The 24,030-nt window shown below is 56.0% G+C and carries 22 protein-coding genes, 1 pseudogene and 1 riboswitch; of the genes and pseudogenes, 18 read left to right on the top strand and 5 right to left on the bottom strand.

Annotated elements, in window-relative coordinates:
• Positions 1 to 33: 33 nt before the first annotated feature.
• Positions 34 to 963, bottom strand: coding sequence for a DUF2914 domain-containing protein (locus tag BG841_RS14880; RefSeq protein ID WP_070058364.1), 930 nt, complete (start codon positions 961 to 963; stop codon positions 34 to 36).
• 192 nt (positions 964 to 1,155) lie between these two features.
• On the opposite strand from BG841_RS14880, the gene BG841_RS14875 reads away from it, so the two are divergent.
• The 8 genes from BG841_RS14875 to BG841_RS14840 all read left to right on the top strand — a co-directional run bounded on the left by BG841_RS14875 (position 1,156) and on the right by BG841_RS14840 (position 8,395).
• Complete coding sequence (locus BG841_RS14875) at positions 1,156 to 1,668, top strand: methylated-DNA--[protein]-cysteine S-methyltransferase (RefSeq protein WP_070058363.1); 513 nt, start codon at positions 1,156 to 1,158, stop codon at positions 1,666 to 1,668.
• A gap of 44 nt (positions 1,669 to 1,712) precedes the next feature.
• Positions 1,713 to 2,792, top strand: coding sequence for a TRAP transporter substrate-binding protein DctP (dctP, locus tag BG841_RS14870; protein WP_070058362.1), 1,080 nt, complete (start codon positions 1,713 to 1,715; stop codon positions 2,790 to 2,792).
• Between the two features lie 76 nt (positions 2,793 to 2,868).
• A complete protein-coding gene (locus tag BG841_RS14865; RefSeq protein ID WP_083260278.1) occupies positions 2,869 to 3,345 on the top strand; it encodes an iron-sulfur cluster assembly scaffold protein in 477 nt (158 codons plus the stop codon).
• Positions 3,346 to 3,388: 43 nt separating this feature from the next.
• On the top strand, positions 3,389 to 4,579 hold the full coding sequence (locus tag BG841_RS14860; protein WP_070058361.1) for an NAD(P)/FAD-dependent oxidoreductase: 1,191 nt from the start codon (positions 3,389 to 3,391) through the stop codon (positions 4,577 to 4,579).
• A gap of 14 nt (positions 4,580 to 4,593) precedes the next feature.
• Positions 4,594 to 5,043: a DUF1641 domain-containing protein gene (locus tag BG841_RS14855; protein WP_070058360.1), complete on the top strand. Its 450-nt coding sequence runs from the start codon at positions 4,594 to 4,596 to the stop codon at positions 5,041 to 5,043.
• Positions 5,044 to 5,339: 296 nt separating this feature from the next.
• Positions 5,340 to 6,254 (top strand): dienelactone hydrolase family protein, encoded by a 915-nt coding sequence (locus tag BG841_RS14850; RefSeq protein WP_070058359.1) that lies wholly within the window; start codon positions 5,340 to 5,342, stop codon positions 6,252 to 6,254.
• 154 nt (positions 6,255 to 6,408) lie between these two features.
• Positions 6,409 to 6,975: an elongation factor P-like protein YeiP gene (yeiP, locus tag BG841_RS14845; protein WP_070058358.1), complete on the top strand. Its 567-nt coding sequence runs from the start codon at positions 6,409 to 6,411 to the stop codon at positions 6,973 to 6,975.
• Positions 6,976 to 7,174: 199 nt separating this feature from the next.
• A complete protein-coding gene (locus BG841_RS14840; RefSeq protein ID WP_070058357.1) occupies positions 7,175 to 8,395 on the top strand; it encodes a hypothetical protein in 1,221 nt (406 codons plus the stop codon).
• A gap of 65 nt (positions 8,396 to 8,460) precedes the next feature.
• Here the strand turns inward: BG841_RS14840 and BG841_RS14835 are convergent, their stop codons facing one another.
• Entirely contained in the window at positions 8,461 to 9,399 is a 939-nt protein-coding gene (locus tag BG841_RS14835) for an endonuclease (RefSeq protein WP_070058356.1), read from the bottom strand.
• 299 nt (positions 9,400 to 9,698) lie between these two features.
• Here BG841_RS14835 and BG841_RS14830 point away from each other — a divergent pair, with 299 nt between their 5' ends.
• From BG841_RS14830 to BG841_RS14820, 3 genes are all read left to right on the top strand, one after another.
• The gene (locus BG841_RS14830; protein ID WP_070058355.1) at positions 9,699 to 10,619 is read left to right on the top strand and encodes a pirin family protein; all 921 of its coding nucleotides are present in this window, start codon (positions 9,699 to 9,701) and stop codon (positions 10,617 to 10,619) included.
• A gap of 139 nt (positions 10,620 to 10,758) precedes the next feature.
• A complete protein-coding gene (locus BG841_RS14825; protein WP_141737113.1) occupies positions 10,759 to 12,144 on the top strand; it encodes a phospholipase D-like domain-containing protein in 1,386 nt (461 codons plus the stop codon).
• A gap of 48 nt (positions 12,145 to 12,192) precedes the next feature.
• Positions 12,193 to 13,380 (top strand): CynX/NimT family MFS transporter, encoded by a 1,188-nt coding sequence (locus BG841_RS14820; RefSeq protein WP_070058353.1) that lies wholly within the window; start codon positions 12,193 to 12,195, stop codon positions 13,378 to 13,380.
• Between the two features lie 10 nt (positions 13,381 to 13,390).
• On the opposite strand, the gene BG841_RS14815 is transcribed toward BG841_RS14820, so the two are convergent.
• Complete coding sequence (locus BG841_RS14815) at positions 13,391 to 14,383, bottom strand: DNA replication terminus site-binding protein (protein WP_070058352.1); 993 nt, start codon at positions 14,381 to 14,383, stop codon at positions 13,391 to 13,393.
• Positions 14,384 to 14,598: 215 nt separating this feature from the next.
• Positions 14,599 to 14,694, top strand: a riboswitch (TPP riboswitch).
• A gap of 49 nt (positions 14,695 to 14,743) precedes the next feature.
• On the opposite strand from BG841_RS14815, the gene BG841_RS14810 reads away from it, so the two are divergent.
• From BG841_RS14810 to BG841_RS17105, 3 genes are all read left to right on the top strand, one after another.
• Complete coding sequence (locus BG841_RS14810; protein ID WP_070058351.1) at positions 14,744 to 15,517, top strand: 3-oxoacyl-ACP reductase; 774 nt, start codon at positions 14,744 to 14,746, stop codon at positions 15,515 to 15,517.
• Between the two features lie 176 nt (positions 15,518 to 15,693).
• Positions 15,694 to 16,392, top strand: a complete 699-nt coding sequence (locus BG841_RS14805; RefSeq protein ID WP_070058350.1) for an SDR family NAD(P)-dependent oxidoreductase — start codon at positions 15,694 to 15,696, stop codon at positions 16,390 to 16,392.
• Between the two features lie 18 nt (positions 16,393 to 16,410).
• On the top strand, positions 16,411 to 16,686 hold the full coding sequence (locus BG841_RS17105) for a hypothetical protein (RefSeq protein ID WP_070058349.1): 276 nt from the start codon (positions 16,411 to 16,413) through the stop codon (positions 16,684 to 16,686).
• A 1,146-nt stretch (positions 16,687 to 17,832) separates the two neighbouring features.
• On the opposite strand, the pseudogene BG841_RS14795 reads toward BG841_RS17105, so the two are convergent.
• Positions 17,833 to 18,333: pseudogene (locus BG841_RS14795) on the bottom strand (integrase core domain-containing protein); the annotation flags it as partial.
• A gap of 564 nt (positions 18,334 to 18,897) precedes the next feature.
• On the opposite strand from BG841_RS14795, the gene BG841_RS14790 reads away from it, so the two are divergent.
• The 4 genes from BG841_RS14790 to BG841_RS14775 all read left to right on the top strand — a co-directional run bounded on the left by BG841_RS14790 (position 18,898) and on the right by BG841_RS14775 (position 21,726).
• The gene (locus BG841_RS14790; protein ID WP_141737112.1) at positions 18,898 to 19,566 is read left to right on the top strand and encodes a hypothetical protein; all 669 of its coding nucleotides are present in this window, start codon (positions 18,898 to 18,900) and stop codon (positions 19,564 to 19,566) included.
• Between the two features lie 20 nt (positions 19,567 to 19,586).
• Positions 19,587 to 20,021: a hypothetical protein gene (locus BG841_RS14785; protein WP_141737111.1), complete on the top strand. Its 435-nt coding sequence runs from the start codon at positions 19,587 to 19,589 to the stop codon at positions 20,019 to 20,021.
• A complete protein-coding gene (locus tag BG841_RS14780) occupies positions 20,018 to 20,539 on the top strand; it encodes a hypothetical protein (protein ID WP_070058345.1) in 522 nt (173 codons plus the stop codon). The genes BG841_RS14785 and BG841_RS14780 overlap by 4 nt, the downstream gene beginning before the upstream one ends.
• Before the next feature lie 386 nt (positions 20,540 to 20,925).
• A complete protein-coding gene (locus BG841_RS14775) occupies positions 20,926 to 21,726 on the top strand; it encodes an SDR family NAD(P)-dependent oxidoreductase (RefSeq protein ID WP_070058344.1) in 801 nt (266 codons plus the stop codon).
• Positions 21,727 to 21,868: 142 nt separating this feature from the next.
• Here BG841_RS14775 and BG841_RS14770 read toward each other — a convergent pair whose 3' ends face one another.
• Positions 21,869 to 23,584 (bottom strand): protein adenylyltransferase SelO, encoded by a 1,716-nt coding sequence (locus BG841_RS14770; protein ID WP_070058343.1) that lies wholly within the window; start codon positions 23,582 to 23,584, stop codon positions 21,869 to 21,871.
• Between the last annotated feature and the right edge of the window lie 446 nt (positions 23,585 to 24,030).

Below are 24,030 nucleotides of genomic sequence, written 5' to 3'. Positions count from 1 at the left end.
CCACGCAGTCCTGGCGGCACACTGACAGCGGCGCTAGTCCACCACCTCAAAACGTGCTTCAGCCAACAGCTCGCCCTCTGCAGATACTGCTTCCACCCGCCAGGAACCCAGCATGGAGCGGTCCACGTATTTGCCCGACGATGCCCGCATCGGACTGGTAAACGGTCGTATCGCAACCCGGGCCTGACGCTCATCGTTAAGATACCAGTCGTGGTAATACACTTGTTGGTTCATGCCCACGACTTCATTAAAGAAATAGACCCTCAGCAAGCCCGCATCGTTCATGGGCACGGTGGCGGGTAATGCCCCGACTAATTCCTTGGCTTCCAGCACCTCCGACACGCCCGCCCGCACGACCTGGTCAGACTGGATGGTTACCGGAGCTGGCTCGGGCGTAATGACGCCATCGGTCTGGGCTGATTCTGGTTGTACATCAGTGTGCGGCGCGAGTGTCCCGTTAGCGGCATGGGCAGTGTGTTCGCTGTCGTCGGTTGCTGAAACAGAGACGGTGACGGTGGGCAGAGCAAGAGCTGTCTCGCCTGGTGCCTCAACGTTCGGATCAACGTCACCTGCTACACCGGTCAATTCATCTGGCTGCGAGTCCCCATCCTCAACAGGCCGATCGGCTGGTTCATCGACCGGATCCAGGGGGCTGTCTGTGGCGCTTTCCGGGCCCGCAAGCCCGGCAGCGAACGGAGCGTCAGTCGGCGGTAGGGAAACAGGGGTGTCGGTGACAGCCGCAGGCGTGGCTGTTACGGTCGGGATGGGATCCCGGGTGCGCTCTTCGAGGACCAGGGGCGTGCCCTCGGCCTCGGTGTCGGCCCAACTGGCCCAGGACCAAATGGCCCAGACAATCCCGCTCAAGAGCAGCAAGGCCAGCACTGCAGTGAATAGAATCCGGTCCCAGCGGTACGAGACGGACTCCTGAACTTCAGGGGGTTCTTTGTATATCTGGGCTTTCATGGCAAAACCTGGCTGGTTGACAAGGGTCCCAGTTTATAGCGCCAACTGGCCAGACAAAAGAACCAGCACCGCTAAACCCTACCTTGTGAAGGCTTTGTAATCTGTCGGCGGTAACCCGGCCCCTGCTTTGTGCTGCGGTTGGGAAACCCTCTATAGTAGTCATATCGACAGCAGGATTTTCAGGTGACGACCATGTTCCACACACCCGCGCCGGTTGGTTTCACACTGGCAAATTGTTCGCTCGGTCTGATGTTAGTGGCCGAAAGTGAGAAAGGTATCTGTGGCATCGCCTTCGGTGACGATCGCCAGCACCTGATCGACGAGTTCAAACACCGCTTTCCGGGCGCCGAGGAGCGGGTAAGTGGGTCGCTCGGGCAACGGGTCGCGCGACTTGTTCAGTTTGTAGATGCAGCCACCGACTGGCCCGACTTGCCTCTCGACGTCCGCGGCACGGAGTTTCAGCAACAGGTGTGGCGGGCCATCAGCGACATCCCCTCCGGTGCAACCGCTACCTATACCGACATCGCCAAGAAAATAGGCGCACCCAAGGCCGTGCGCGCAGTGGCCGGAGCCTGCGCCGCCAACCATCTGGCACTGGCGATACCCTGTCACCGGGTAGTGCGGCGCGACGGCGGGTTATCGGGTTATCGGTGGGGCGTTGAGCGCAAGCGGGTCTTGCTCGCCCGAGAGGCGCAGAGCCGGTAACCGCTTATTGAGTCATTTACATCACCCCATCAATGGAGGGCAAGATGACCACCCAACAGGCAGAGAAGATAACAACGCCGCTGCGGTGGGCTTTATGTGGCTTGGTTGCGGTTGTGCTGATGGGGTCGAATAGTGCGGCTGCGGCCGGCAAACCTACTGTGAACTGGCGCATGCAGGTATTGTGGGAAGCGGGTTCGACCCCTTACGAATACGAGAAGAAGTTCGTTCAGCGGGTGGCTCAGCTCACGGATGGCAAGTTCAGCATCCGGGTGTTCGGAGAGGGCGAGCTGGTGTCTGCGACTCGGGCATTTGACGCGGTTCGCAAAGGCACCGTTGAAATGATGAAAACTTTCGACGGCTATGAAACCGGCATCACCCCGGCGTTTGCGTTCACCAGCAGCGTGCCGTTTGGTTTTCCGCATCCGGATCAGTACGAAGCCTGGTTTTACGAACGGGGAGGACTGGAGTTTGCGCGCCAGGCATACGCCAGCAACGGATTGTTCTACATAGCCCCGACGATTTACGGGCAGGAACCTCTGCATGCCAATTTCCCGTTGCATTCACTGGACGATGTAAAAGGTAAAAAGGGGCGTTTTGTCGGATTGGCGAGTCTGGTGATGTACAAGTTTGGTGTGGACGTGACCCCGTTGCCCATTGGGAAGGTTTACCCGGCGTTGGCGAACGGTGTGGTTGATTTTGCCGATCGGGGGGATTTGATTGCGAATTTGGAGGCTGGTTTGGGGGACGTCGCCAAGTATGTGATTGTGCCCGGGTTTCACCAACCCACCACGGCCACCAGTTACGTTGCTAACCAGCGTGCCTACAACAGGCTGCCCAGTTCCTACAAAGCCGCACTGGAAGTGGCGGCCCGTGAAATTTCCGCAGCGCTCAGACAACGCATTCTCGCCGAGGACGCGGCTGCGCTGAGAAAATTTCAGGAGCAGGGCGTAGAAGTCATCCACCTCGACCCGACAGTGGTCGCCCGCGCCCGGCCAACAGCAATGGCAGCCTGGCAGGAAGCTGCCGCGGACGACAAACTCGCCAACCAGGTGTTGCAAAGTCAGATCGAGTTCATGAAAGAGCTGGGGTTGTTGGGCCAAAGCAGATCGGATTCACAAGAATGAGCTAATAACTGTCTGTTTTTTATTCTGTTTGCTAGTCTGTTCCTAAGGACGCTACCGGCAGGGACGAGGTGAGACGTTGGATAGTGGAGCCAGGGCCAGAACGGAGTTGAGTGCGGAAGCGTTCATTCTGCACCTTAAACGCTACATGTCCCGGGTACGGCGGGATCGTCGTTTGACGGGATCCAATGTACACACCAGGACGGTGTACAGCCGGCAATTGTGTGGCAGCAGGCTGACTCTCGATGCCGTGGTAGACGCTGGTCGGGTACGCTCTCTGGGCTACCAGGTCCGCGCCTGTTCATTGGGACAAGCGACCACCGCCATCGTTTACGAGCGCGCGTTGGGCATGACCGCCGCAGACATAGCGCGCGTGCGGGTCCAGCTGGAACAGATATTAAACAACCAGGTTCCGGCGCAACAGGATCTGATTTGGCCCGAGTTGCTGATATTCCAGCACGCCGCTTCAATGCCGACCCGGCATGATTCCGCATTATTACCCTTCCGGGCGCTACAGGAAATTCTGCACAAGGAGGAATCTGACACTCTTTCATAACAACAAAAACACAGAAGGATTATATCCCACAAGGAGAGGTAACATGATTCACAATATCGTCGTGGTTGGTGGCGGTATCGGCGGCACGATGACCGCAAATAACCTGGTGGAGAAACTCTACCCTGAGATAACCAGGGGCAAGGTCAGGGTGACGTTAATCTCTAACAGCCCCTGGCACTACTACAAACCGGCGTTTATGTACGTTGCATTCGGCGCATTCTATAAGGATGAACTGCGTCGGCCCCAAGCCTCTTTGCTGCGCCCGGAAATCCATTTCGTGCTGGATGAGGTGGAAGGCTTTGAATTCAAGAACAGCCGCCTGAGGCTGTCATCCGGTAAATCCTTTGACTACGATTATCTCGTTGTTTCGACTGGGTGTATCCCTGCCCCGGAGCGTATCAGTGGTCTAAAAGAAGCCGGAGATCACTTTTACCAGCACGGCCCCGCGCGCGACCTTTACAAGAAAATATCCACCATAGAGAGAGGCCGCATATTTATCGGCGTGACCTTTCCGACCACGCCCAACGTCCCTCATCAATGCGGTATTGCGCCGATCGAAACCACCCTTATGCTCGACGATTTTCTGCGTCAGCGCGGTGTGCGGGATCAGATAGAAATTGTTTATACCTATCCAACCGTGTCACAACTTATCCGTAACTGTTTGTTTTTACAAAAAGACACGGGAGAGGTTCTGCCCACGATTTTCGATTCGAAAGGCATCAAACACAAACGGAGCTTCACCCTTGCGAGTGTGGACCCAGAGCGCAAAGTAGCCATTTCTGAGGAGGGCGAAGAAGAAGATTTCGATATCCTGATGCAAACCCCACCAATACGTGCGGTGGATGCTGTTCTTAACTCAGGTGTCTCCCAGGCTCCCAATAACGAAGGCTGGCTGCCAACGGATCGTCAAACCTTGCAACTCGAAGGGCATGAAAATGTGTTCGTCATGGGCGACACCGTTGATCTGCCGATCAGCAAGGCGGGCGGTAGTTGCCACAATCAGTCGCCGGTTGTTTGTAACAATATTGCGGGGTTGGTGCGCCATGGTGAAACGCCGGCCGAGTATGACGGTCGGGTACAGGCTATCGCACAAATGGGCCTGGAGGCCGGTATGCCGCTTTGGTACGACTACGATGTGGATGTTATTCCGACTCCGCCAACCAAGATTGGCGGGCTAATGCGTAAAGGTTTCAACCGCGGAATTTATTGGTCTGTCGCCCGTGGTCTGGTGTGAAAAGGAGATCACCAATGAATAGCGAATCTATGGCCGTAGCTGAGCCCATGTCACTGGAACAAGTGCTGAAAACCATCCCCGAGCTGCAGGATCAGGCAACCCTGGACGGCATGTCCGACCTGCTGATTAAGGTCGCGCCGCTGATCCAGGGCAGGCGATTGCACAACATCGTGGATCTGCTGGCGGCGACGTCGGATGTCATTGAAATGGCCGATGAAGCGATGGTGGAAAAACTGATGGCGTTGTATGAGAACGGTGTCGGCGGAGTCTGGGCCCTCAGCAATGCTCTCAGGTATGCATCAGCGCAAGCGGCTCGAGACGAAACCCCTCCTACTATTTGGCAAAGTTTGCGCCGCCTGAATAAAGACGAAGACGCCCGCCGCGGCCTGAGCATGGCGATCAACCTGGCGGCAGAGCTTGGCCGGCAGTCCAGGGCCGCCAACGGACCGATGCCGGAGGATTAGCCCCGCCCGGTGCCCGGCCCGAACGTCATTCAGGTTACAGACGTTCGGGCCGGTGGTCAGTGACAACACGCCTGGGCAGCTTTGGCGCTGGCGCAGCAAACGGCGAGTCTGCTGCTGCACAACGGCCAGCTGAGCTCTGCCGGGTCCCGGGGAGAGTGATCATCCAAGGCCTGTCAGCGCACCGCTTCCGATAGCCCAAGGCAGGCTGCGCGCCCTTTCAGGGGGACCTGACCTTCCGGTTTGGCTGGCAGCTGCTAAGCTGAAATAGTAATCCCGGGACAGGGGAGCTGTCAGTGATGAGCAAGCAGCGCGACATCGTAATACCGGCGGAATCCGTTCGGCCGATCCCGCAAGAAGCTTTTGATTGGTACGACGCATACGCACACGGTCTGATGGATCGTCGTACGTTTATGCATAAATTGGGAACCCTGACTGCGCTCGGCTACAGCACAGGGTTTTTGACAGCGGCGTTAATGCCCGATTATGTCAAGGCCGCGCAAGTGTCTTTCAATCATCCCCGCATCATCGCGACTTACAGTACCTTTCCAGCCCCCAAGGGCCACGGTCGCGGCCGTGGTTATCTGGTGGTGCCACAGGATTTGCAAGGTCAGGCGCCGGCGGTCCTGGTGGTCCATGAAAACCGGGGGTTGAACCCGTACATCGAAGACGTTGCCCGTCGGTTGGCCTTGCAGGGCTATGTTGCCTTTGCCCCCGATGCCTTGTACAGCCTGGGCGGTTACCCGGGCAATGACGATGAAGGGCGCGCCATGCAGAGCAGTCTGGAGCGGCCTAAAATTGAAGAAGACTTCATTGCCGCCGCTCATTTTCTCAAGCGCCATGAGCTGACCACCGACAAACTCGGTGCGGTTGGTTTCTGTTTTGGCGGCTATATTGTCAACTTGCTCGCAGCAACCCTTGGTGATGAGCTCGACGCTGGCGTGCCGTTCTATGGCACACCGGCAGCGGAAGCTCTGCACGGCAACATTCGCGCCCCCTTGCAACTGCACTTCGCCGGTAACGACGACCGTGTCAACGCCACCTGGCCGGACTACGAAGCCAGCCTGAAAGCGGCTGACGTGGAGTATACGGCCTATGTGTATGAGGGCGTGAACCATGGTTTTCACAATGACTCCACCGCTCGCTATGCCAAGGATGAAGCCGAGCTGGCTTGGTCGCGCACCTTGCAATTTTTTGATAAGCACCTGAGTTAAAAAAGAAAAATACTCAAGTGTCAGACCCGGCATCTTTGGTGTTACTCCCAAACAGCGTATACTCTGCGATTCTGGACGAGAGAGCAGCCAGCGCAATGCGCATTCGTTGCAGTCGGATTTATATGCCATTGAGGTCTTTGTGGAGCTTTGAAAGATGCCTAGAGCCAGTGAAATCAAGAAGAATTCGGCGATTGAGTTTGAAGGTAACGTGTATTTTGTCAGAGACATTGAGCGCTCTGTGCCCCAAGGCCGTGCCGGTGGGAGCCTTTATCGTATGCGGTTGTATGACGTGGTCACCAACAATAAGGTAGACCATACGTTCAAAGACTCGGACATGTTGAATCTTGCCGATCTGACCCGTCGTTCAGCCACCTTCTCATACTCTGACGGGGACGAGTATGTGTTCATGGACAGCGAAGATTTCACCCAGTACAGCCTGAATAAAGAGGCAATTGAGGACGAGTTGCTGTTCGTCACCGAGGAAACTGAAGGCGTTGTGGTAATTCTGGTCGACGATGCCCCGGTGGCTCTCGATTTGCCGCCCACGGTAGAGCTGGAAATTGTGGACACCGCACCTTCGGTCAAAGGCGGCTCAGCAACCGCACGGACCAAACCCGCGACTCTGCCAACGGGGCTGGTTATTCAGGTGCCTGAGCATATTGCCAGCGGTGACCGCATTCGGGTAAACGTGGAAGAACGCAAGTTTATGAGTCGCGTTTAAGGCAGGAGAATTTCATGACAGGGTCTGTTGTTGTGCAACAGGCCCTTTTTTATGTCCGCTGTCACATTATTTGACTGCCGTTTCGGAACAGGCCGGCAAGTCATTATCCCGGGCCGTGTTTTTTGTCAGCTGACTGCTATGCTCTTAAAACCAGCTCGATTGGAATTGAGCGAGAGACAAAGCACAAGGAGGTGGTGTCGTGACGAAGAAGGTGTTCCCCTCCCTCGTGGCGCTGGCCTCACTGGCTGCGCCGATTGTTTCTGCCGCGGACTCCGTTTGGCCGACATTCATGGCCAGCAAGCTGACAACAACCATAGAACTGGTCGGTGGTGTCTTTATGAATGATCATCTTAAGGATGGTGCCGCCGGCCGCGAACATCAGATTAAACTCACTCGGGCGCTGGCTGGACTGACAGCGACTAACGGGCCCTGGCAAGCCAGGCTTGAGTTTGTGGGCCTCGGTGACGAGATGTATCAGGACAGCTCCGATCCGGTCTACAGGGATATATACAGGAATCTGGGGACGGATCTGTATTATTACGGAGACCATCCCTTGCGTGAAGCCTGGGTAGGACGGGATCACAACTGGATGTTCTGGCAGGTCGGACGGTTCATCAACTTCATGGGCACCAAGCCTGGCGGCCTGTATCTGGTTTCTCCTGAAGCTCCGAATGCTGCCCTGATGGCAACGGGTATTTTCAACGGCGCGCGGATGGGAGTGCGTGGTTGGGATGACAGGATTCACATCGGGCTTGGGATCATGGGGGGGGATGACAAGCCAAGGTTGGGTGCGAACAATTACCTGGGGGGCAAGCTCGATGTCAATGAGAAGGGCAATAACACGCCGGTTTTCGAAGCGTTCGCCAGCATCTCTCCGATCAACCAGCTGACCCTCTACACCGGTTATCTGATGAACAAGGAAGGCTCTGCGGTGGGTAGCTTTACTTCGGGAAAGCACAACGATCAGCGTATGGTGTTTGGCATCGATTACCGGAAAGAGACTTTTTCGTGGCTGACCCTGGACTTCAAAGCACAAGGGAGTTGGTTCGTCACCGGGCTAACCGAGGAAGGCTCGCAAGGAGAGTCAACCCCCAATGAGTCTTTCGACATAGATCAGAAGGGGGTGTTCCTAACGGCCAGGGCCACGCTACCAGCCATGGGGCTTTTGCTACAGTACACCCATGAAAAAATGGACCGGATGGACGCGTTGGCCTGGATGGAGGTTGCGAACTTCGACCAGACTCACCCGGTCAATTCCGCCACGGAAAGCCGGGACATCCTGGCAATCGGAAAATTGTTTGCTTCGGGTTTTGAGGTCAGGGCCTTTTACCGGCAGGATGACGTGCCTTACCTGACTGGTAAAGATCAGAAACTCGAAGATCGGTCCGGCCTGGTGTTCAGTTACAACGCGAATTTTTAGGTCGGGGTGCGAGTCAGAAACACTCACCCTGCAGCCCGATGAGTGCAGATTCACCTGACTGGTCGCTATATGCAGTTTCCGGCCTTGCGGTACCCGGCGGCTTCGGCCTCCTGGGAGCTTTGGAAATAGATGCGGTTGGCTTCAGACACCCGGTTGTAACTCGGGCACCCCTCGGATAAGTGATAGACGTTGGAGCGGGTATTGCCCAGGACCTTGACCTGTTGGGTAACCGACACGGTATCCGGCAACGGATCTACCGCCCGCACGCCTTCTGCCAGATTGCGATGGCCAAGCGCCCAACTGCGCTCCCCGGTCACAAACGGGTTGTGGTGTCCCATGATAGCGGCAATCCGCCGATCCCGTTCCCTTTCCCACTGAGAGACCGGGAACTGCCGGTCCCAGGCCATTAAAAGCTGTTGCTGCTGACGGCTCATCCGCAGATTGTAGCGGTCGTGGATATAAAAGTAGGTGCGGGCGATCTGTCCTTTGACCGCGTCCCGTGGCTCCACCGCACGCTGGTCAAAGGCCACGCGCACCTCGCATTTGCCGTGCTGCGGTTGGGTACCCGGTAACACTCCAAAGGAATAATTGCTGCGGTCGGCGTTCACCTCACCGATAGCCGGAGCCAGATTGTGCATGTCGGCTTCCATTACTCTGAACAGCGGATCGCTGGCGGCACACTCCCGGCGTCCGCCTTTTTGCCAGCATTGGCGCTGATGTCCCATCACCCAGGCAGGCACCACGTGCTCCCATTCAATGCGCTCGGCGCGGGTCTGTTGTTTGCGCACCACATAACCGCAGGATGCCAGATCCACCCGGCCACCCGACGCGCCGACCCATTGCCAGTTACAGCCACAATACAAGGATCCGTCTGTGGATTGATTCTGGTCGTGATACACCTGTTTGCGCAGTTCCAATTTGGCTTGCCGGAAGGACGTCGGTTGCGCCAGCGCCGGCTGTGCAACGAGGACGGAGAGCAATACGATGAAGAGTCTGAATATCATGAATAAGCGGCCCTTGGCTAACACCTGAATAGCGGGCAAGATTTTGCCTGATCCGGTCGAAAATCTCTGTAACTATTTGTCAACTAAGCATTAATTATTTTTATGAGTGTCGGAGGTTGTTAGGGTCTGGCAGACCTCGGTTGGGCTGGGCAGGCTCATTGAAATCGCCTTCAGGCGGGAGTTTGAGAGCGGAAAAACCCACGGTTTCTGATTCAGGGCTATAGTATTCACATGCACCGACAGCTGGTTGAATGGCAGGCAGTCAATGCCGTACAAACCAGCAACAAGGAGGTCGTCAGATGAGCAACGTTCTGACCCATGTGAAGCAGAAATGCGAAGTAAGGTTTTCCCGGTGTACCGCAATAGAGCTGATTCTCCATCCAAAGGAGGCGGATCTGGGCGGATTCACCGTGCGTCGTTTATTGCCGACGACGCGACTGAGAAAGGTCGGTCCCTGGGTGTTTTTCGATCACATGGGGCCGGCCAACTTCCCGGCGGGGCAGGGGATTAACGTAAGGCCCCACCCACACATCGGCATTGCCACTGTTACCTATTTGTTTGAAGGTGAAATACTGCATCGGGATTCGTTGGGCAGCCTGCAAAGTATTCGGCCCGGTGATATTAATTTAATGGTCGCTGGTCGGGGCATTGTGCATTCTGAACGGGAGCGGCCGGAGACCACACAAGCAGATCACACGTTGCACGGGTTGCAACTTTGGCTGGCCTTACCGGAAGACCAGGAAGAGACCGCACCGGCGTTTCTGCATTATCCCGGCAGTGAAATACCGGCTGTTGAAGTGAACGGTGTCCCGGTGAGAGTGATGATGGGCAGTGCCTACGGCGCGACCTCGCCGGTGCGGGTGTTTTCTGACACTCTGTACGTTGAGGCACTTCTGCAACCCGGGCAATCCTTGCAACTGCCGGATGCCGAAGAGCGGGCCCTTTACCTGGCGGATGGAGCGCTCAAGGCCCAGGATACCGAACTGACAGCGCACTCCATGGCCGTGCTTTCCGACATGCCCGGTGTGACCGTGACGGCCACCCAGGAATCCCGGTTGGCCATTATCGGCGGTGGGCACCTGCAAAAGCGTTTTATCGAGTGGAACTTCGTGTCCAGTCGTAAAGAGCGAATCGAGCAGGCCAAGAAAGACTGGGTGGCGGGCAAGTTCCCGACAGTGCCGGGGGATGAGCACGAGTATATCCCCTTGCCGGACAAGTAATTAGTGGCTGATCGGGGCGTGCCCCGGCTACCTTTTGAAAAATGAATATGTTAGTTTTTGACGGTGAGTCGTATTCAGGTTCCCACGACTGGCACGGTGCTCGGGAGTAGCAGATATCCTTCTCAATTTGTTTTTTGTTGTGCTGCACTTGGCTCCGGCCACACTGACCATCACCCACGTACTGCTGTTCAAGCGGGACACTCGCGCCGCGACCGGCTGGATCATGGCGTGTTTGTTTATTCCTTATCTCGGGCCCATCGTTTATTACCTGTTTGGTATCAACAGGGTTCGCCTGAGAGCCCAAACCCTCAAACAGCAACTGGCCGGCGACCATATAAAACAAGCGCTGGCCGTAAGGCCGGAACACTCACCGTCCCGCCCCCAGCAGCTTGCGGGGTTTCTGGTTAGTGGCTCGGACATCACCGAAGGCAATCATGTAAAAGCGCTCTACAACGGCGATCAGGCCTACCCCCAGATGCTTGCCGCAATCGACGCGGCGCGGCACCGGATACTGCTGGCATCCTATATTTTCAAGCCGGACCGGGCCGGGCAAAGCTTTGTCGACCGTCTGGCGGCAGCCGTTGCGCGCGGGGTGGATGTTCGAGTGCTCATCGATGGCGTCGGCGAACACTATTCCTTCCGGCGCATCTCGACGGTGTTGAAAAAACGCGGGGTCCGTGTGGTGCGCTTTCTGCCCCCACGGCTGATACCGCCGAGCATATACATCAACCTCAGGAACCACCGTAAATTATTGGTGGTGGACAACCACATTGCTTTCGCAGGGGGGATGAATATCAGTGAGGACAACTGCGAGTACGCGACCAGGAAAAAGCGGATCGCCGATATCCATTTTAAATTCATGGGCCCTATTGTACCGGCTCTGGCGGACCTGTTTGAGCAGGACTGGCGCTACACCCGTGCGCGACCACGCCAGGCGCTCGCCGACCCGCCCATGCGAGCAACCGGCGAACAGGGCGACGCGGGCTGCCGACTTATTGCGGACGGCCCGGACCAGCAGATCGACGCGTTGGAACTTACCCTCGCCGCTGTGGTCAGTACCGCGTCCCACTCTATCTTGATTATTACCCCTTATTTTTTACCGAGTCGGGAGCTGATTTCTGCGTTGATGTCGGCCTCCATGCGGGGGGTCAGGGTCAGCGTTGTGTTGCCGGAGAAAAACAATCTCCCTTATATGAACTGGGCCAGCCGAAGCAGCCTGATCGAATTGAGTCAATGGGGCATCAACATTTACTACCAGCCCCCACCATTCTCCCATACCAAATTACTGTGCATCGACCAGGGGTACTGTTTTGTCGGTTCCGCAAATCTGGACCCGCGGAGTCTGAGGCTGAACTTTGAACTCGGAGTAGAAGTGTTCTCCGAATCCGTTAATGCAGAATTGCGCAAACACGCTAACGATCTGATCAACCGAAGCCGGCTGATGTCTTACCAACAACTTTCTGACCGCTCTATACTGGTTCGCTTGAGAGATGCCATCGCGGCTTTGATGACGCCGTATCTGTAAGCAGGAACCGCCCACATACCCTTCTTGGTTTGGATCCCGTAGCCGAATATGAACAACTCAAGCTCCACTCACACCCGCACGGCCATCCTTGGGCTGATCGGTTTGATGCTGGTCGCTGTCAATTTACGACCAGCACTAACCGGCGTTGGTCCCTTGCTGCGGCGGATCGGCGAAACCCTGACCCTGTCGTCCGCTGAACAGGGCGTGCTTACGACCTTACCGGTGCTGTTCCTCGGACTGGCGGCACCGCTGGCCCCCAGGCTGGCCCGATCATTGGGTATTGAGCGGGCTGTGCTGGCCGTTTTATTAGTGCTGGCCCTGGCCCAGCTTGTCCGCCCGTACACCGGTGTCAGCGGGTTGTTTCTGGGCACCGCCGTGGCCGGAGGCTGTATCGGTATAGCCGGTGTGCTGCTCCCGGGGATGGTAAAACGGGATTACCCGCAACACGCCAGCCTGCTAACCGGGCTGTACACGGCCACTCTGTGTTTTGGCGCGGCCCTGGCGACCGGAGCGTCTGAGCCTTTACGCCAGCTTATGAACGACGACTGGCGGCCGGCACTGGCCTTCTGGCTGCTGCCGGCGGTGGTTGCGGCCATCGTTTGGTGGACCCGACTGGATGGCAAACGTGTCCCCAGGGAACCGGTCAGTGCGGTTGCCAAATCCCTCTTCCGTGACAAACTGGCGTGGCAAGTGGCCTTATACATGGGACTGCAATCCTCCCTCGCTTACACCGTGTTCGGCTGGCTGCCAACCATTCTTCAGGACAAGGGCATTGACGCCGTCGAAGCAGGCCTGGCGGTTTCTGCTTCTATCATGGTGCAGGTTGTTTCCGCGATCATGGCGCCCTGGGTTGCCAGTTACATGCGCGATCAGCGCGCAATGATTGTGCTGGTCATGACGCTGACACTGGTCGGCATGGCTGGCAGCATTTACGGCCCGAGCGATGACGTATGGATGTGGGTTATTGTTCTGGGGCTCGGGCAGGGTGGTACTTTCAGTATGGCGTTGACCTTGTTGGCCATCCGCGCCCGTGATGCGGGTACCGCCGCACGGCTGTCGGGGATGGCCCAGAGTCTTGGTTACACCATGGCGGCCGCAGGCCCGCTGTTGCTGGGCGTGTTGCATGGTATGACCGGCGACTGGCGGGTGGCCGGGGTGTTTCTGATCTTGATTGGTTTGGGTGCCACGGCGGCCGGGGTTGGAGCTGGGCGCAACCGGTATGTGCTGGACGATTGAGCCCCGCAGCTCAGCGGCCGGGTTTGACCAAATACACCGGCACGAGCGGCGAAATCGGCTCCTCCGCCGTTTTTCGACCGCTGCGTTGGCGGCGCTGGCGGCGCTCGAGCGCGCAGTAGATACCAAGTGCCCCCACTTTTATCGGGTGCGACGGGTTGACCGCAATCAACGGAGTGTGCGCTTCACGCAGCGTAACCGGTTGATCAAATTTCCCTTCTTGCGCCCACTTTTCACGCCGCGCCTCTCTTTCGGCAGGCGAGAGGTGACGACGGATATTCACCATGGGGCGAACCACCAATACCCGACGATGACGCAGCTCGGTGTTCTCTGGCAGCGAACTCACCCGGGCCAGTTCTGTATTTACACTGGATTGCCATTCGCCTGCAGTCATACCCTGCGGGGGTGGGGCAGTGAGGTACCGAGCGATGCGCTGGCAGGTTTGCTCGACCGTTACCTTCTTTATTTCGGTTTTCACTCCCCAGGTGAACGTGAGGCTCTGGACCGGCGGCGCGGAGGGCAGCACAAGCAACTGCCGGATCAACTGCAAGGTCACCAGCATGTGGTGGTGATTGTGCAACAGTTCAAACCTGTCGTCCCGGTTTCCGAGTCGCGGAATCAGCTGGCGAATCTGATCCTTTAACACGTTGGCGTCGTGCGCGAGTTGACCGATGAGGTTCGCGGTTGCCTCCTCGGATTGCAGCACAACGGCACCGGGGGTGCGGGCGACAGCTTTGGTCGAGTGCACGCCATCGCCATACCAGTCGGTCAGCGCGAACAAGGTCCGGTCAAACGCCTCCTGGCCACTGAGGGCTTGGGGTTCGATCCGCTCCGGGGGGATTTCTTCGTCCTCTTTTTTGGGCCGGGGGACTACCGCCACGCGCGCCTGCACCAGATCGCACTGGCGCAAGGCCGACTTCAGATCGTTCAATACCGTCCGCAGCGCGGCAATACGTACATTGATGTCTTCAATGGCCTGCAACTGACTGGCGGTGTATTTCGACATGCTAACCTCCTGATATTCACCTCTTTATAATATACCAACATACGAATGTTTTTTAAAATAAAGACCCCAGCCTGCAACCAATTACCACCCACAAGCACTCCACTTATCGCATCACTATTCACTCCTTCCTCGCCAAGAGCGCAGAACGAGGGGCAGTGCGTCAGGCATTTTGCTGCAGGTGAGGGAGGTTGAGCGCGGAGAATGTGCTAAAGTCTCGGGTCGACACGGGGTGTCCTGCGTACAGGGCTGAGATCACACCCGTTGAACCTGATCCAGTTCACACTGGCGAAGGGATGTCAGTCGCAGCCTGATACCGCATCTGCCTGCACAGCGTACCTTCGCCTCACTCTTGAGGTGTTTATGCAAAACTCTATCCATCTGGAACACCAACTGGTCCTTGTCACCGGCGCGGCGCGTGGTTTGGGCGAGCACCTGGTGCGTGCTTTTTTGCGTGAGGGCGCCAGAGTGGTCGTCAATTACCGCAACAGCGCGGAAGCAGCACAGCGGCTGGCGAGCGAGGCTCCCGAACACTTACTCGCGGTTCAAGCCGATGTTACCGACACCGCCGCGGTACGCGCCATGTTTGCGCAGGCCCGGCAGCACTTTGGAATGCCCGTGACCACTGTGGTCAACAATGCGTTACCGGACTTTTCGTTTAATGGCGATGCGCGCCCGACTGCGGCGCAGCTGAGCTGGGAGAATATGAACCAGCAATTTGCCGGCGTAGTCGGTGGTGCCCTGAACACCACCCAGGGGGCCATGGAAGGGATGCGCGAAGCGGGTTTTGGCCGCATTGTGAATGTGGGCACCAACCTGTTTCAGAATCCGGTGGTGCCATATCATGATTACACCGCCGGTAAAGCCGCGCTGCTGTCATTAACTCGTACTCTGGCGAAAGATTTGGGACCCGATAACATCACCGTCAATATGATTTCCGGCGGTCTGCTGCGCACAACCGATGCCTCTGCGGCCACACCGGAAGCAGTGTTTGATTTTATCGCTGCCAATACGCCACTGCGGCGAGTAACCACGCCGGCCGAGTTTGCCGATGCCGCGGTGTTTTTTGCCTCGCCTTGGGCACGCGCCGTGACCGGACAAAATCTGGTGGTGGATGGGGGACTGGTGAATAACTGATCCATACAGGATTGTGCTGCGAAGGTGCAGTCCGCTACCAATCGACAAAGTTTCCCATGACTGACAAGGCAACAATCGTCAAAAACCATAATGCTCAAGCTGAGCCTGTTGTTATTGGCGTCAGTCGGTTAACGTGAGTGGCGGATGTTCTCAATGATGATGGGAAGGAGTGCGCAATGAACCAAGTCTGTGTGATCGTCGGTGTAGGTCCGGGAAACGGGGAAGCTCTGGCCCGCCGTTTCAGTGAAGGAGGCTTCCAGGTAGCAATGTTGGCACGCAGCGGGACTTATATAAACTCTCTGGCCCAACGGCTTCCAAACAGCCACGCCTGGGAATACGATGCTACCGACTGGCGCAACGCGGAGACCACCTTCCAGTCTATCGAGCAGCAATTGGGGCCGGTGTCGGTGTTGCTTTACAACGCAGGTGGTGGCGTCTTTAAGAGTGTAGAAGACGCCAGTGTGGAAGATTTTGAAGCCAACTGGCGGGTCAATGTGCAGGGGTTGGTCGCGGCTACCAAGGCCGCCTTACCCCAGCTGCGCCAACACGACACGGCCAGCATCGTGGTGACCAGCGCCTCAGCGGCCACCCGGGGACGTGCCAATACCGCCCCTTTTGCTTCCGCCAAGGCGGCCCAGCGCAGTTTGGCTCAGTCTCTGGCCCGCCAGTTGGGTCCCGAAAAAATTCATGTCGCCAATGTGTTGATCGACGGGGTGGTTGATTTACCCCGCACACGCGCGCGGCGTGCAGATCAGCCGGATGATTTTTTCGTCAAACCTGCAGCGGTTGCCGATGCCGTCTGGATGCTATGCCATCAGGATCCGTCCGCCTGGACATTCGAACTTGACCTGCGGCCGTTTGGGGAAACCTGGTAGACACCAGCCGGAAGAAATATGAGGAAGCCGAAGCCGTCGGCCTGGCTAACGAAAACCGATGCGGGGTACGAATCAGGGGCATCCGTATGTACGGATAATCTATCCCGCGCGCATCGGTTCGGCAAACTGATTCGCAGCGGCATGGGACAACGGATCCAGCAAGTAAGCCTGAGCAAGATGCTCTCGCAGGGTGTCGCTCTGTTCGGCGGGATCCGTGGGGTGATCAGAATAGGGCGCAACGATGTCTTACAGGCGGGCAGTGTAAATATCGATAAAAAGCATTGGGTTGAATAATGTTCTTAAAGTGTTTTGGGAACACCGCCTAAGCACTGAAAATCCATCATTACCGCCACGTTTTTCTGCAGTGGTCGTTCTAATTGATCTGACAGATACGCCGTTTCACAACCCGCTACGGTATCACTGTCTTACAGAGCCTTAAATAATAGCCTGACCGAGGCCAGACTTGTGGCTACGGATACACTGTTGTTCAGGGGCGAACGAGCTGTTTGGCCACGGTATGGGTGTAGGTGAGGTCAAAGCATCCGCAGGTTTATCACCAGCGCATCTGCCCAGTGCCGCGTCGAAGCCGGAGATTTACGCGTGCTGGTGCTGGAGACCAACCATTACACGTTGAAGGTCTGCACCATTAGACGCACCTTCGGTCGGGCCACTCGGGTCAGGGTGCTGGTTAACGAGCACCAGGCCCGACCCGGAGCGTAACTTCGGCACATTGTACAAACCCTCGCTAAGCCATCATTTAACATAATATACATTACACGAAGTAGTGCATGCGTATGTCAGGGCAAGCGGGGCTTATTTCCTCAACAGGCAGATCTCGGCCAAGGCTGTTGAGGTGGCCTCGACTGCAAAGAGCTTGTGAATCTGCTCATTCACGAGCGCTCAGGTGCAAGTGTTGGCGAAGTGTCGAATTCCTGCGTATACAGCCCATCGCTCAGTCTGTGGACAGGCACTGCAAACCCTCCGCCAAACTGAGGTCTTGCGGCCGCACCTTCAGGCGATCCAAACTGCCAGTAACTGCCGGTGTGTCGAACGGTGTTAACGCCCGGGGTCTGACAATCTGCGTTGAGCGCCAGGCGTTCAACCCTGTCGGTAAGATGCTGTGTTCATTCAACAAGCGGTCAAACTGCAACGCAGCCAGGAGTCGTCACCATCGGGTCTGTAGTTCTTGCCGCTGTGGTCACAGCAGCGGTGCGGTCCAGACGGTTCAGCTTCAGGCATATCACAACTAACTCGGTATCAAGACAACGAGCCGGGATACAACCGGTTTGCTTGCTCCTGCGCGGCAAATTGTTGGAAACAGAGCAATAGGCCTGGGTTGGAAAGATTCTGTATAACCCTTTATTTGAAGGGTTTCACGGCATGTCCAATATTTAGGAGTATTGGACATTCCCTAGGGTGAGGTTGACCTGCCCCCGCTCTTTAATCCAACTGTTCTCTAGTAATGTCCGTTACTTTTGAACCAGTTGTTCCAAGTCGGATGGCCGAGGCAAACTCCAGAGGCGTCTGGTACCCCAAGGATGAATGTGGCCGCTGCTCATTGTAGTCCAAGCGCCAAGTACTGATCTTCTCGCGGGCGTGGGCGAGATCCCGGAACCAGTGCTCATTCAGACATTCATCCCGCAATTTCCCGTTAAAGTTTTCGACATAACCATTCTGCATCGGCTTTCCGGGCTGGATCAGCTTCAGTTCAACGCCATGGCGGTAGGCCCATTGATCGAGTACTCTGCCAGTGAATTCCGGCCCCTGATCGGTTCTCACCGCTTTTGGGTAGCCTCGGAAAGCGGCAACACCATCCAGAGTGCGAACCACCTGTTCGCCTGAGATTCCCAAGGCAACAGGAATGTCGAGGCATTCCTTGGTGAAGTCGTCTACGATCGTCAGGCATTTGATCCTGCGTCCGTTGGCTAATGAATCCATCACGTGACCTGCCCCCAGTCTTTAATCCTGCTGCTTCCCAGTAATTCCGTTACTTGACCCTGACCCCGTATTAGAGGCTTATGAAGTATTCCGGTATTTTTTCGATTTGTTGTGTTCCTTCAGACCGGATGCTGACCAACGCAAAGCCATCCAGCCGAGCGTCATCGTGTAATGGGCTAATTGGCGATGCGAGTAAGCCAGTACGCGGTACCCCCTAAATCTGATAGGCCAATGGTCAGCCGCCAATCGGCTGTTGAGTCCCATTGGTTAAATTCTTTGCCGTTGGCGCCGATACCAATCCGAATGCGATTTCCTAGCAGGTAGGCACCGACGTCTACCGCATAGCTGTATTCATTGTCATTTCTGTATGAGCCGTAGCGACTGAATGACGCGTCCCAACCGGAATAGAACGGGCTTTATAGGATCGGAGCCCAAGCCCGACGCCCCAGGCGGGGGCGCGATCCCGCTTATCGATTAGTTGCTCACGCGATTTCATTTAACGAGATGCAGTCTTGGAACCCAGACAAACTCTACAAACGTGGAGAACTGGTCAAGATCCGCTACGACATGTATATGAGCGTGCTCCCAACAAGGGGTGAACATCCCGAGCATCACCCCATCCGTTGGCGCAAGATTCAGTATGATAGATTCAAAAATTTTGACCCAATGCGTCTCTACTTCCTCGGAAAGGTTGTCGAGCATGAGGGCCAGTACTACATTTCACGGGGAATCAATGTACCGTCAAGTTCTGGCAGCCTCGATCGTCCCCATCGATGGCTGGAATTCACTCATCCCGGTCTGTTTTACGACATTCCAGATTATGATCACCGCTCCGACCAGATGGATACGTTGGTGGGTATCGATAATAATCACAATGGCATTCGAGATGACTACGAAGAGGCCATTATCTTTAGCGGACTACCCGAATCGATTAAGCCCTACGCCTTGGCTGCCGGCAGAGCCTATGGAGGATTGATCGAATCGGCAACGGACGACTTCCAGGCCACACCTGCCAACGCGCGCGCTGTCCTTGAGAGGCTGATGATCGCAGAAGCCTGCAAACGTGAAATGCAAGAACTCCATCAGGGCACAACATGGCAGGAGACCTCGTACTTCAACACCCTCGATCGTATTGAAGCGAAATATAAACTTCAGAATATGTTGGTCAAAGTAATGGATGACCAAGAAGTCCCCTACCCCGAAGACGCTACGTGCAATGCGCTTTCCGCTCTCTGAAAAGGATTTTGGATATGTTTATGAAGCGAATTTTTGCGGCTTCTGTGCTCACTGCGTGCTCGACAGGCGCTATCGCGGCCTGCGAAACCAATGTCGACAGAGTTGAAATTTTCTATATAAACGGCATGTTCACTGACTGGAGCAGCTACCGCGCCAACCTCCAGGCTATCGAAGAGTTTGTGCAGTCCTATCTTTACGGTTGGGGGTTCTCCCCCACTGTGCATGGTGCTCACAATGAATCAGAAAACGCCATAAGCCAAGTCATTGAAGTGGCGAGGCAAAAATTTGAAGACGCCAACGCTTCGGCACAGTTGGCAATCAAACAATTCCTGAACAACGATCCGGAGTACGTCAATACGCCAGAAGGCGTCGCAACAGTTCAGGAATTTCTGGCCGATATCAATTCTGCGTATACAACAATCCTGGCGGAAGCAGAAGGGAGGGTATTTCAATGAGTACATCCGTGATCGCTTCAGTTACGAAAAGCTGGAGTAATCGCAGAAGGAATGCGCCTTTACGGCGCATTCCTCTCTCGTTCTGGATTGTGACCGGCTTCGGTCTTATCCCTAACCTTGCATTCTCTGCGTGGTTTTCGCCTGGGTTGGAGAGGTTCGAAGACTGCACAGTTGAAAAAAAATTTTTGGCATCAACACTGAAGGAGCGCTCAATCACGTCGACTCTGTACGTTACCCGTATTCAAGAGGAACAGGAGTCCCAAACTGCAAAGCTTTTCAGAGAACAGGGTTTGGCGGGAGAGATTGCCTATCGCCCGGTGTACCCGAGCGATACTGAAATTGAGGACTCGCGGACAATGGTCCTGACCAGCGTCGTGTATCGACGAGAAGCAAGCTCCTTGGAGAAATTCTTCAGTGGTTCCGGAACCCAAGTGTATTACGAGGTAAAGATGGATGGCGAAAGCTTCGCTCTGAATCTAGGCTCATTCGAAAAGCACCCTTATGAAGTCTGTATCTGACGTTCTCGGTTTTTTACCAATCGGTGAGCCCTCCCGAGCCCTGTCTTCACGTATCTGAACAGCCACTGCAGTCGCGCTGGGTTCTATGTGGTTTATAAGGACATTGAAGAAGCCAGATCAGGCGCTGTAAATATCGATCCGATTGTCGAGGGCTGAAGTGACCGAGACCAGATGATGGTGGGCAGTTGCAGAGGTCGGGTGTCAGGAAACTATCTTCTAGAATTCACTTTAGGTTTGTTTAGCACTTTCTGTGGAGGGTGGCCGGTAAGCCATTTTCTACGGTTGCGGTAACTTAGTACTTTCTGTGGAATTAGGCTTCAGTTCGGGCGTAAGCTGTCTTTACTATCTGTATTTCTTCCCGTCTTACGAGCGTATGGAGACCGCCGATGAAAAAGAAGATTCTGATTACTGGCGCCACCGATGGCATTGGCCTCGAGACCGCCAAGCGTCTGCACTCCGAGGGCCACACGTTGTTGCTGCACGGCCGTAACCCGGAAAAATTGGCGGCGGCAGAACGGCAGTTGACCGAAAGTGATGGCGCCGGACAGATCTACACCTACACGGCTGACCTGTCCCGTCTGAGCGACGTCAGGCAACTGGCCGACTCCATCTTACAGGCCCACGATCAGCTGGATGTGCTCATCAACAATGCCGGAGTCCTGCGCACACCTGACACGGTGACGCGAGACGGGCTCGATGTGCGGTTTGCGGTCAACACCGTGGCGCCCTACCTGCTGACGCAAAGCTTGTTGCCGATACTGGCGCCAGGCGCCCGGGTTGTTAACCTGTCTTCCGCTGCTCAATCGGCTGTGGAACTGGATGGCCTCCGGGGAAAGCACCGGTTTATCGATGACATGGCCGCCTACGCCCAGAGCAAACTGGCGTTAACCATGTGGACCATAGCCATGGCTGAAGCTGATACCTCAGGCGATCGGGTGTTTGTCGCGGTAAATCCGGGCTCCCTGCTCGGCTCCAAAATGGTCAAGGAAGGTTTTGGTATCGACGGAAAGAGTCTCGCCATTGGGGCCGAAGTGCTTACTCGGGCTGCACTGTCGGCGGAGTTTGCCAACGCCACAGGTCGGTATTTCGATAACGATGAAGGCCGTTTTGGATCCCCCCACGCGGACGCTTTGAACCCGCAGAAACGCCAGACGGTTGTGAAAGTGATCGAAGAGCTGGTTCATTGACCACGCGCTTGACCGGGCAATACTGACAAGGCCACCGGTTTGTCAGTATTGCCCGTACACCATCACCCGGCCGGGTGATGGTGTCGATTGCCAAGGCGCCCGAAAAGCGTTTGTTTATGAAGGCCGGTGGTCTTCAGACCGGTCAGGATGAACAACTGTAATGGGACGCCCCACCCACTCCGAAATACGCCAACGGCTTCACCCTGTAGTATTTCTCTTCCATGTCTTTCCCTTGCTCGGCGTAGGGCTGCGTCATGACCTGTTGCAGTTCTCGAATTGATGAGTAATTCCCGGAAGCTGCTTGTTGATATGCAGGCACAACCAGCCAGTCCCGCAAACTGTACTTCGGATTGACGAGTTTCATTTGTCGGGAAAGCGTCTCGCGACAGCCATGCTGAGTGAGCAATTTCCATTTCGTCAGCCACTCTGACCAGCGCTTGTTCATCCCTTCCGGGTCTGCGGTGTAGGCCGGGCAGCTGTAAAAGCTTTTCTTGAGTGGGCCGATGTCGTCAGGCACCCCTGAGAGCTCGCGGAAAAACATAGTGTAATCAACAGACATGTCCATCATCAGCGTTGCAAGCTCGCTGAACAAACCTGCTGAAAACGTGTCAAGTCCGAGTTTGGCAGCCCACATGGTTTCCATTTGAACTTGCATCACCCGTCGAAAATCACGTCGAATCTCGTCAATCTGCCGCAAAGCATCCTGATGCCCGGTCAGCAACGGTCGCAGCGCCGAACAAAACATGTGAAAGTTGCGTTCTGCTGCCGCCGGTTGGTTCAGAAATGCGAAATGACGCCCCCCACCCGTCCATGGCTGGTAATGCGGATCAAACACATCGCAGAATCCGAATGGGCCGTAATCCAGTGTGAAGCCGCCGGCTGCACAATTGTCGCTGTTGAAGTTGCCCTGGCAGTATCCGACGCGGACCCAGTTCGCCACGAGCGACGTTAACCGGTTGCGGAATTCGCGCGCCAGCAACACCAGTTTTTCGGTCAAGGTCAGTGACTGGTCGATCGCGTCTGCGTATTCACGATCGATCAAATGCACCACAATCTGCTCGAGCTCCTCCAGCGCTTGCGGGTGCTCCTGCTTGCGGGCTCGGCGGGCGAAGAGCTCAAGCTGGCCAACCCGAATGAACGACGGTGCGACCCGCGTGGTGATCGCGACGGGCTCCCACACCAGCATGTCGGGATCTCTCGACTGCGAGCCCTCCGAGTACCACGGCCGTCTGACCTTCTCTGTTTTCGAAACGTACAAGCTCAAAGACCGCGACGTCGGTACCCCGAGCGCGTGCATGTGTTCCTGTGCCAGGAACTCCCGGACACTCGACCGCAGCACGGCCCGTCCGTCCGCGCCTCGGCAGTATGGCGTCCGGCCGGCACCTTTTAGCTGCATTTCCCAGCGCCGACCATCGATTACGGCCTCAAGCACTGAAATTGCGCGCCCGTCGCCGTATCCGTTGCCGGTTTGGAACGGGCACTGCCGGGTGTATTCGGTACCGTAGATCGAAAGCGCATAGCCACAGGCCCAACCGACCTGGCGCATCGGCTGTGGAACGTCCGCGAGATTACCGGAAAACACCCGAACAAAGTCGGCCGACTGCGCCATGCTGTCGGCCAAGCCCAGCTCGTGAAACAACCCTTTGCTGTGGGCGACGTACTCGGGGTTTTCGATGGGCGTTGGTTTGACGGGGACATAGTGGCCCGAGAAGACTTGCCGTGGCGCGAAATCGCGCCCGTGCTCCCGCCCGTCCGGGTCGCAGTTGAGCGAGTCCACCAGCGAATAACTGGCCAAGGTTGCGAGATCGTCGAGCGACGTAACACTAGGGGATGTTTCCCGGGACACTCGCGTTTGCATTGAGGACTCCTCTTACTTTGTGATTCCCACTGTGGTCTGCCGTAGAGACGAACGCTCTACACCAGAAACGCCGACACCAACGGCAGGATCTATTGTAAGCTATCTGCTGGTCAAACATATCGCAGAAGGAATGCGCCTTTACGGCGCATTCCTCTCTCTTACTTGATTGTGACCGGCTTCGGTCCTCTCCCTTAGGACCAGGAGTCCCAAACTGCAAAGCTTTTCAGAGAACAGGGTTTGGCGGGAGAGATTGCCTATCGCCTGGTGTACCCGAGCGATACTGAAATTGAGGACTCGCGAACAATGGCCCTGACCAGGGTTGTGTATCGATGAGAAGCAAGCTCCTTGGAGAAATTCTTCAGTGGCTCCGAACCCCAAGTGTATTGCTCTGAATCCAGGCTCATTCGAAAAGCACCCTTATGAAGTCTGTATCTGACGTTCTCGAT

It is taken from the genome of Marinobacter sp. X15-166B (genome assembly GCF_001752365.1).
Classification (GTDB): domain Bacteria; phylum Pseudomonadota; class Gammaproteobacteria; order Pseudomonadales; family Oleiphilaceae; genus Marinobacter.
Note: the sequence above shows the minus strand (reverse complement) of the source record. Positions and strands in the feature narration are given on the sequence as shown.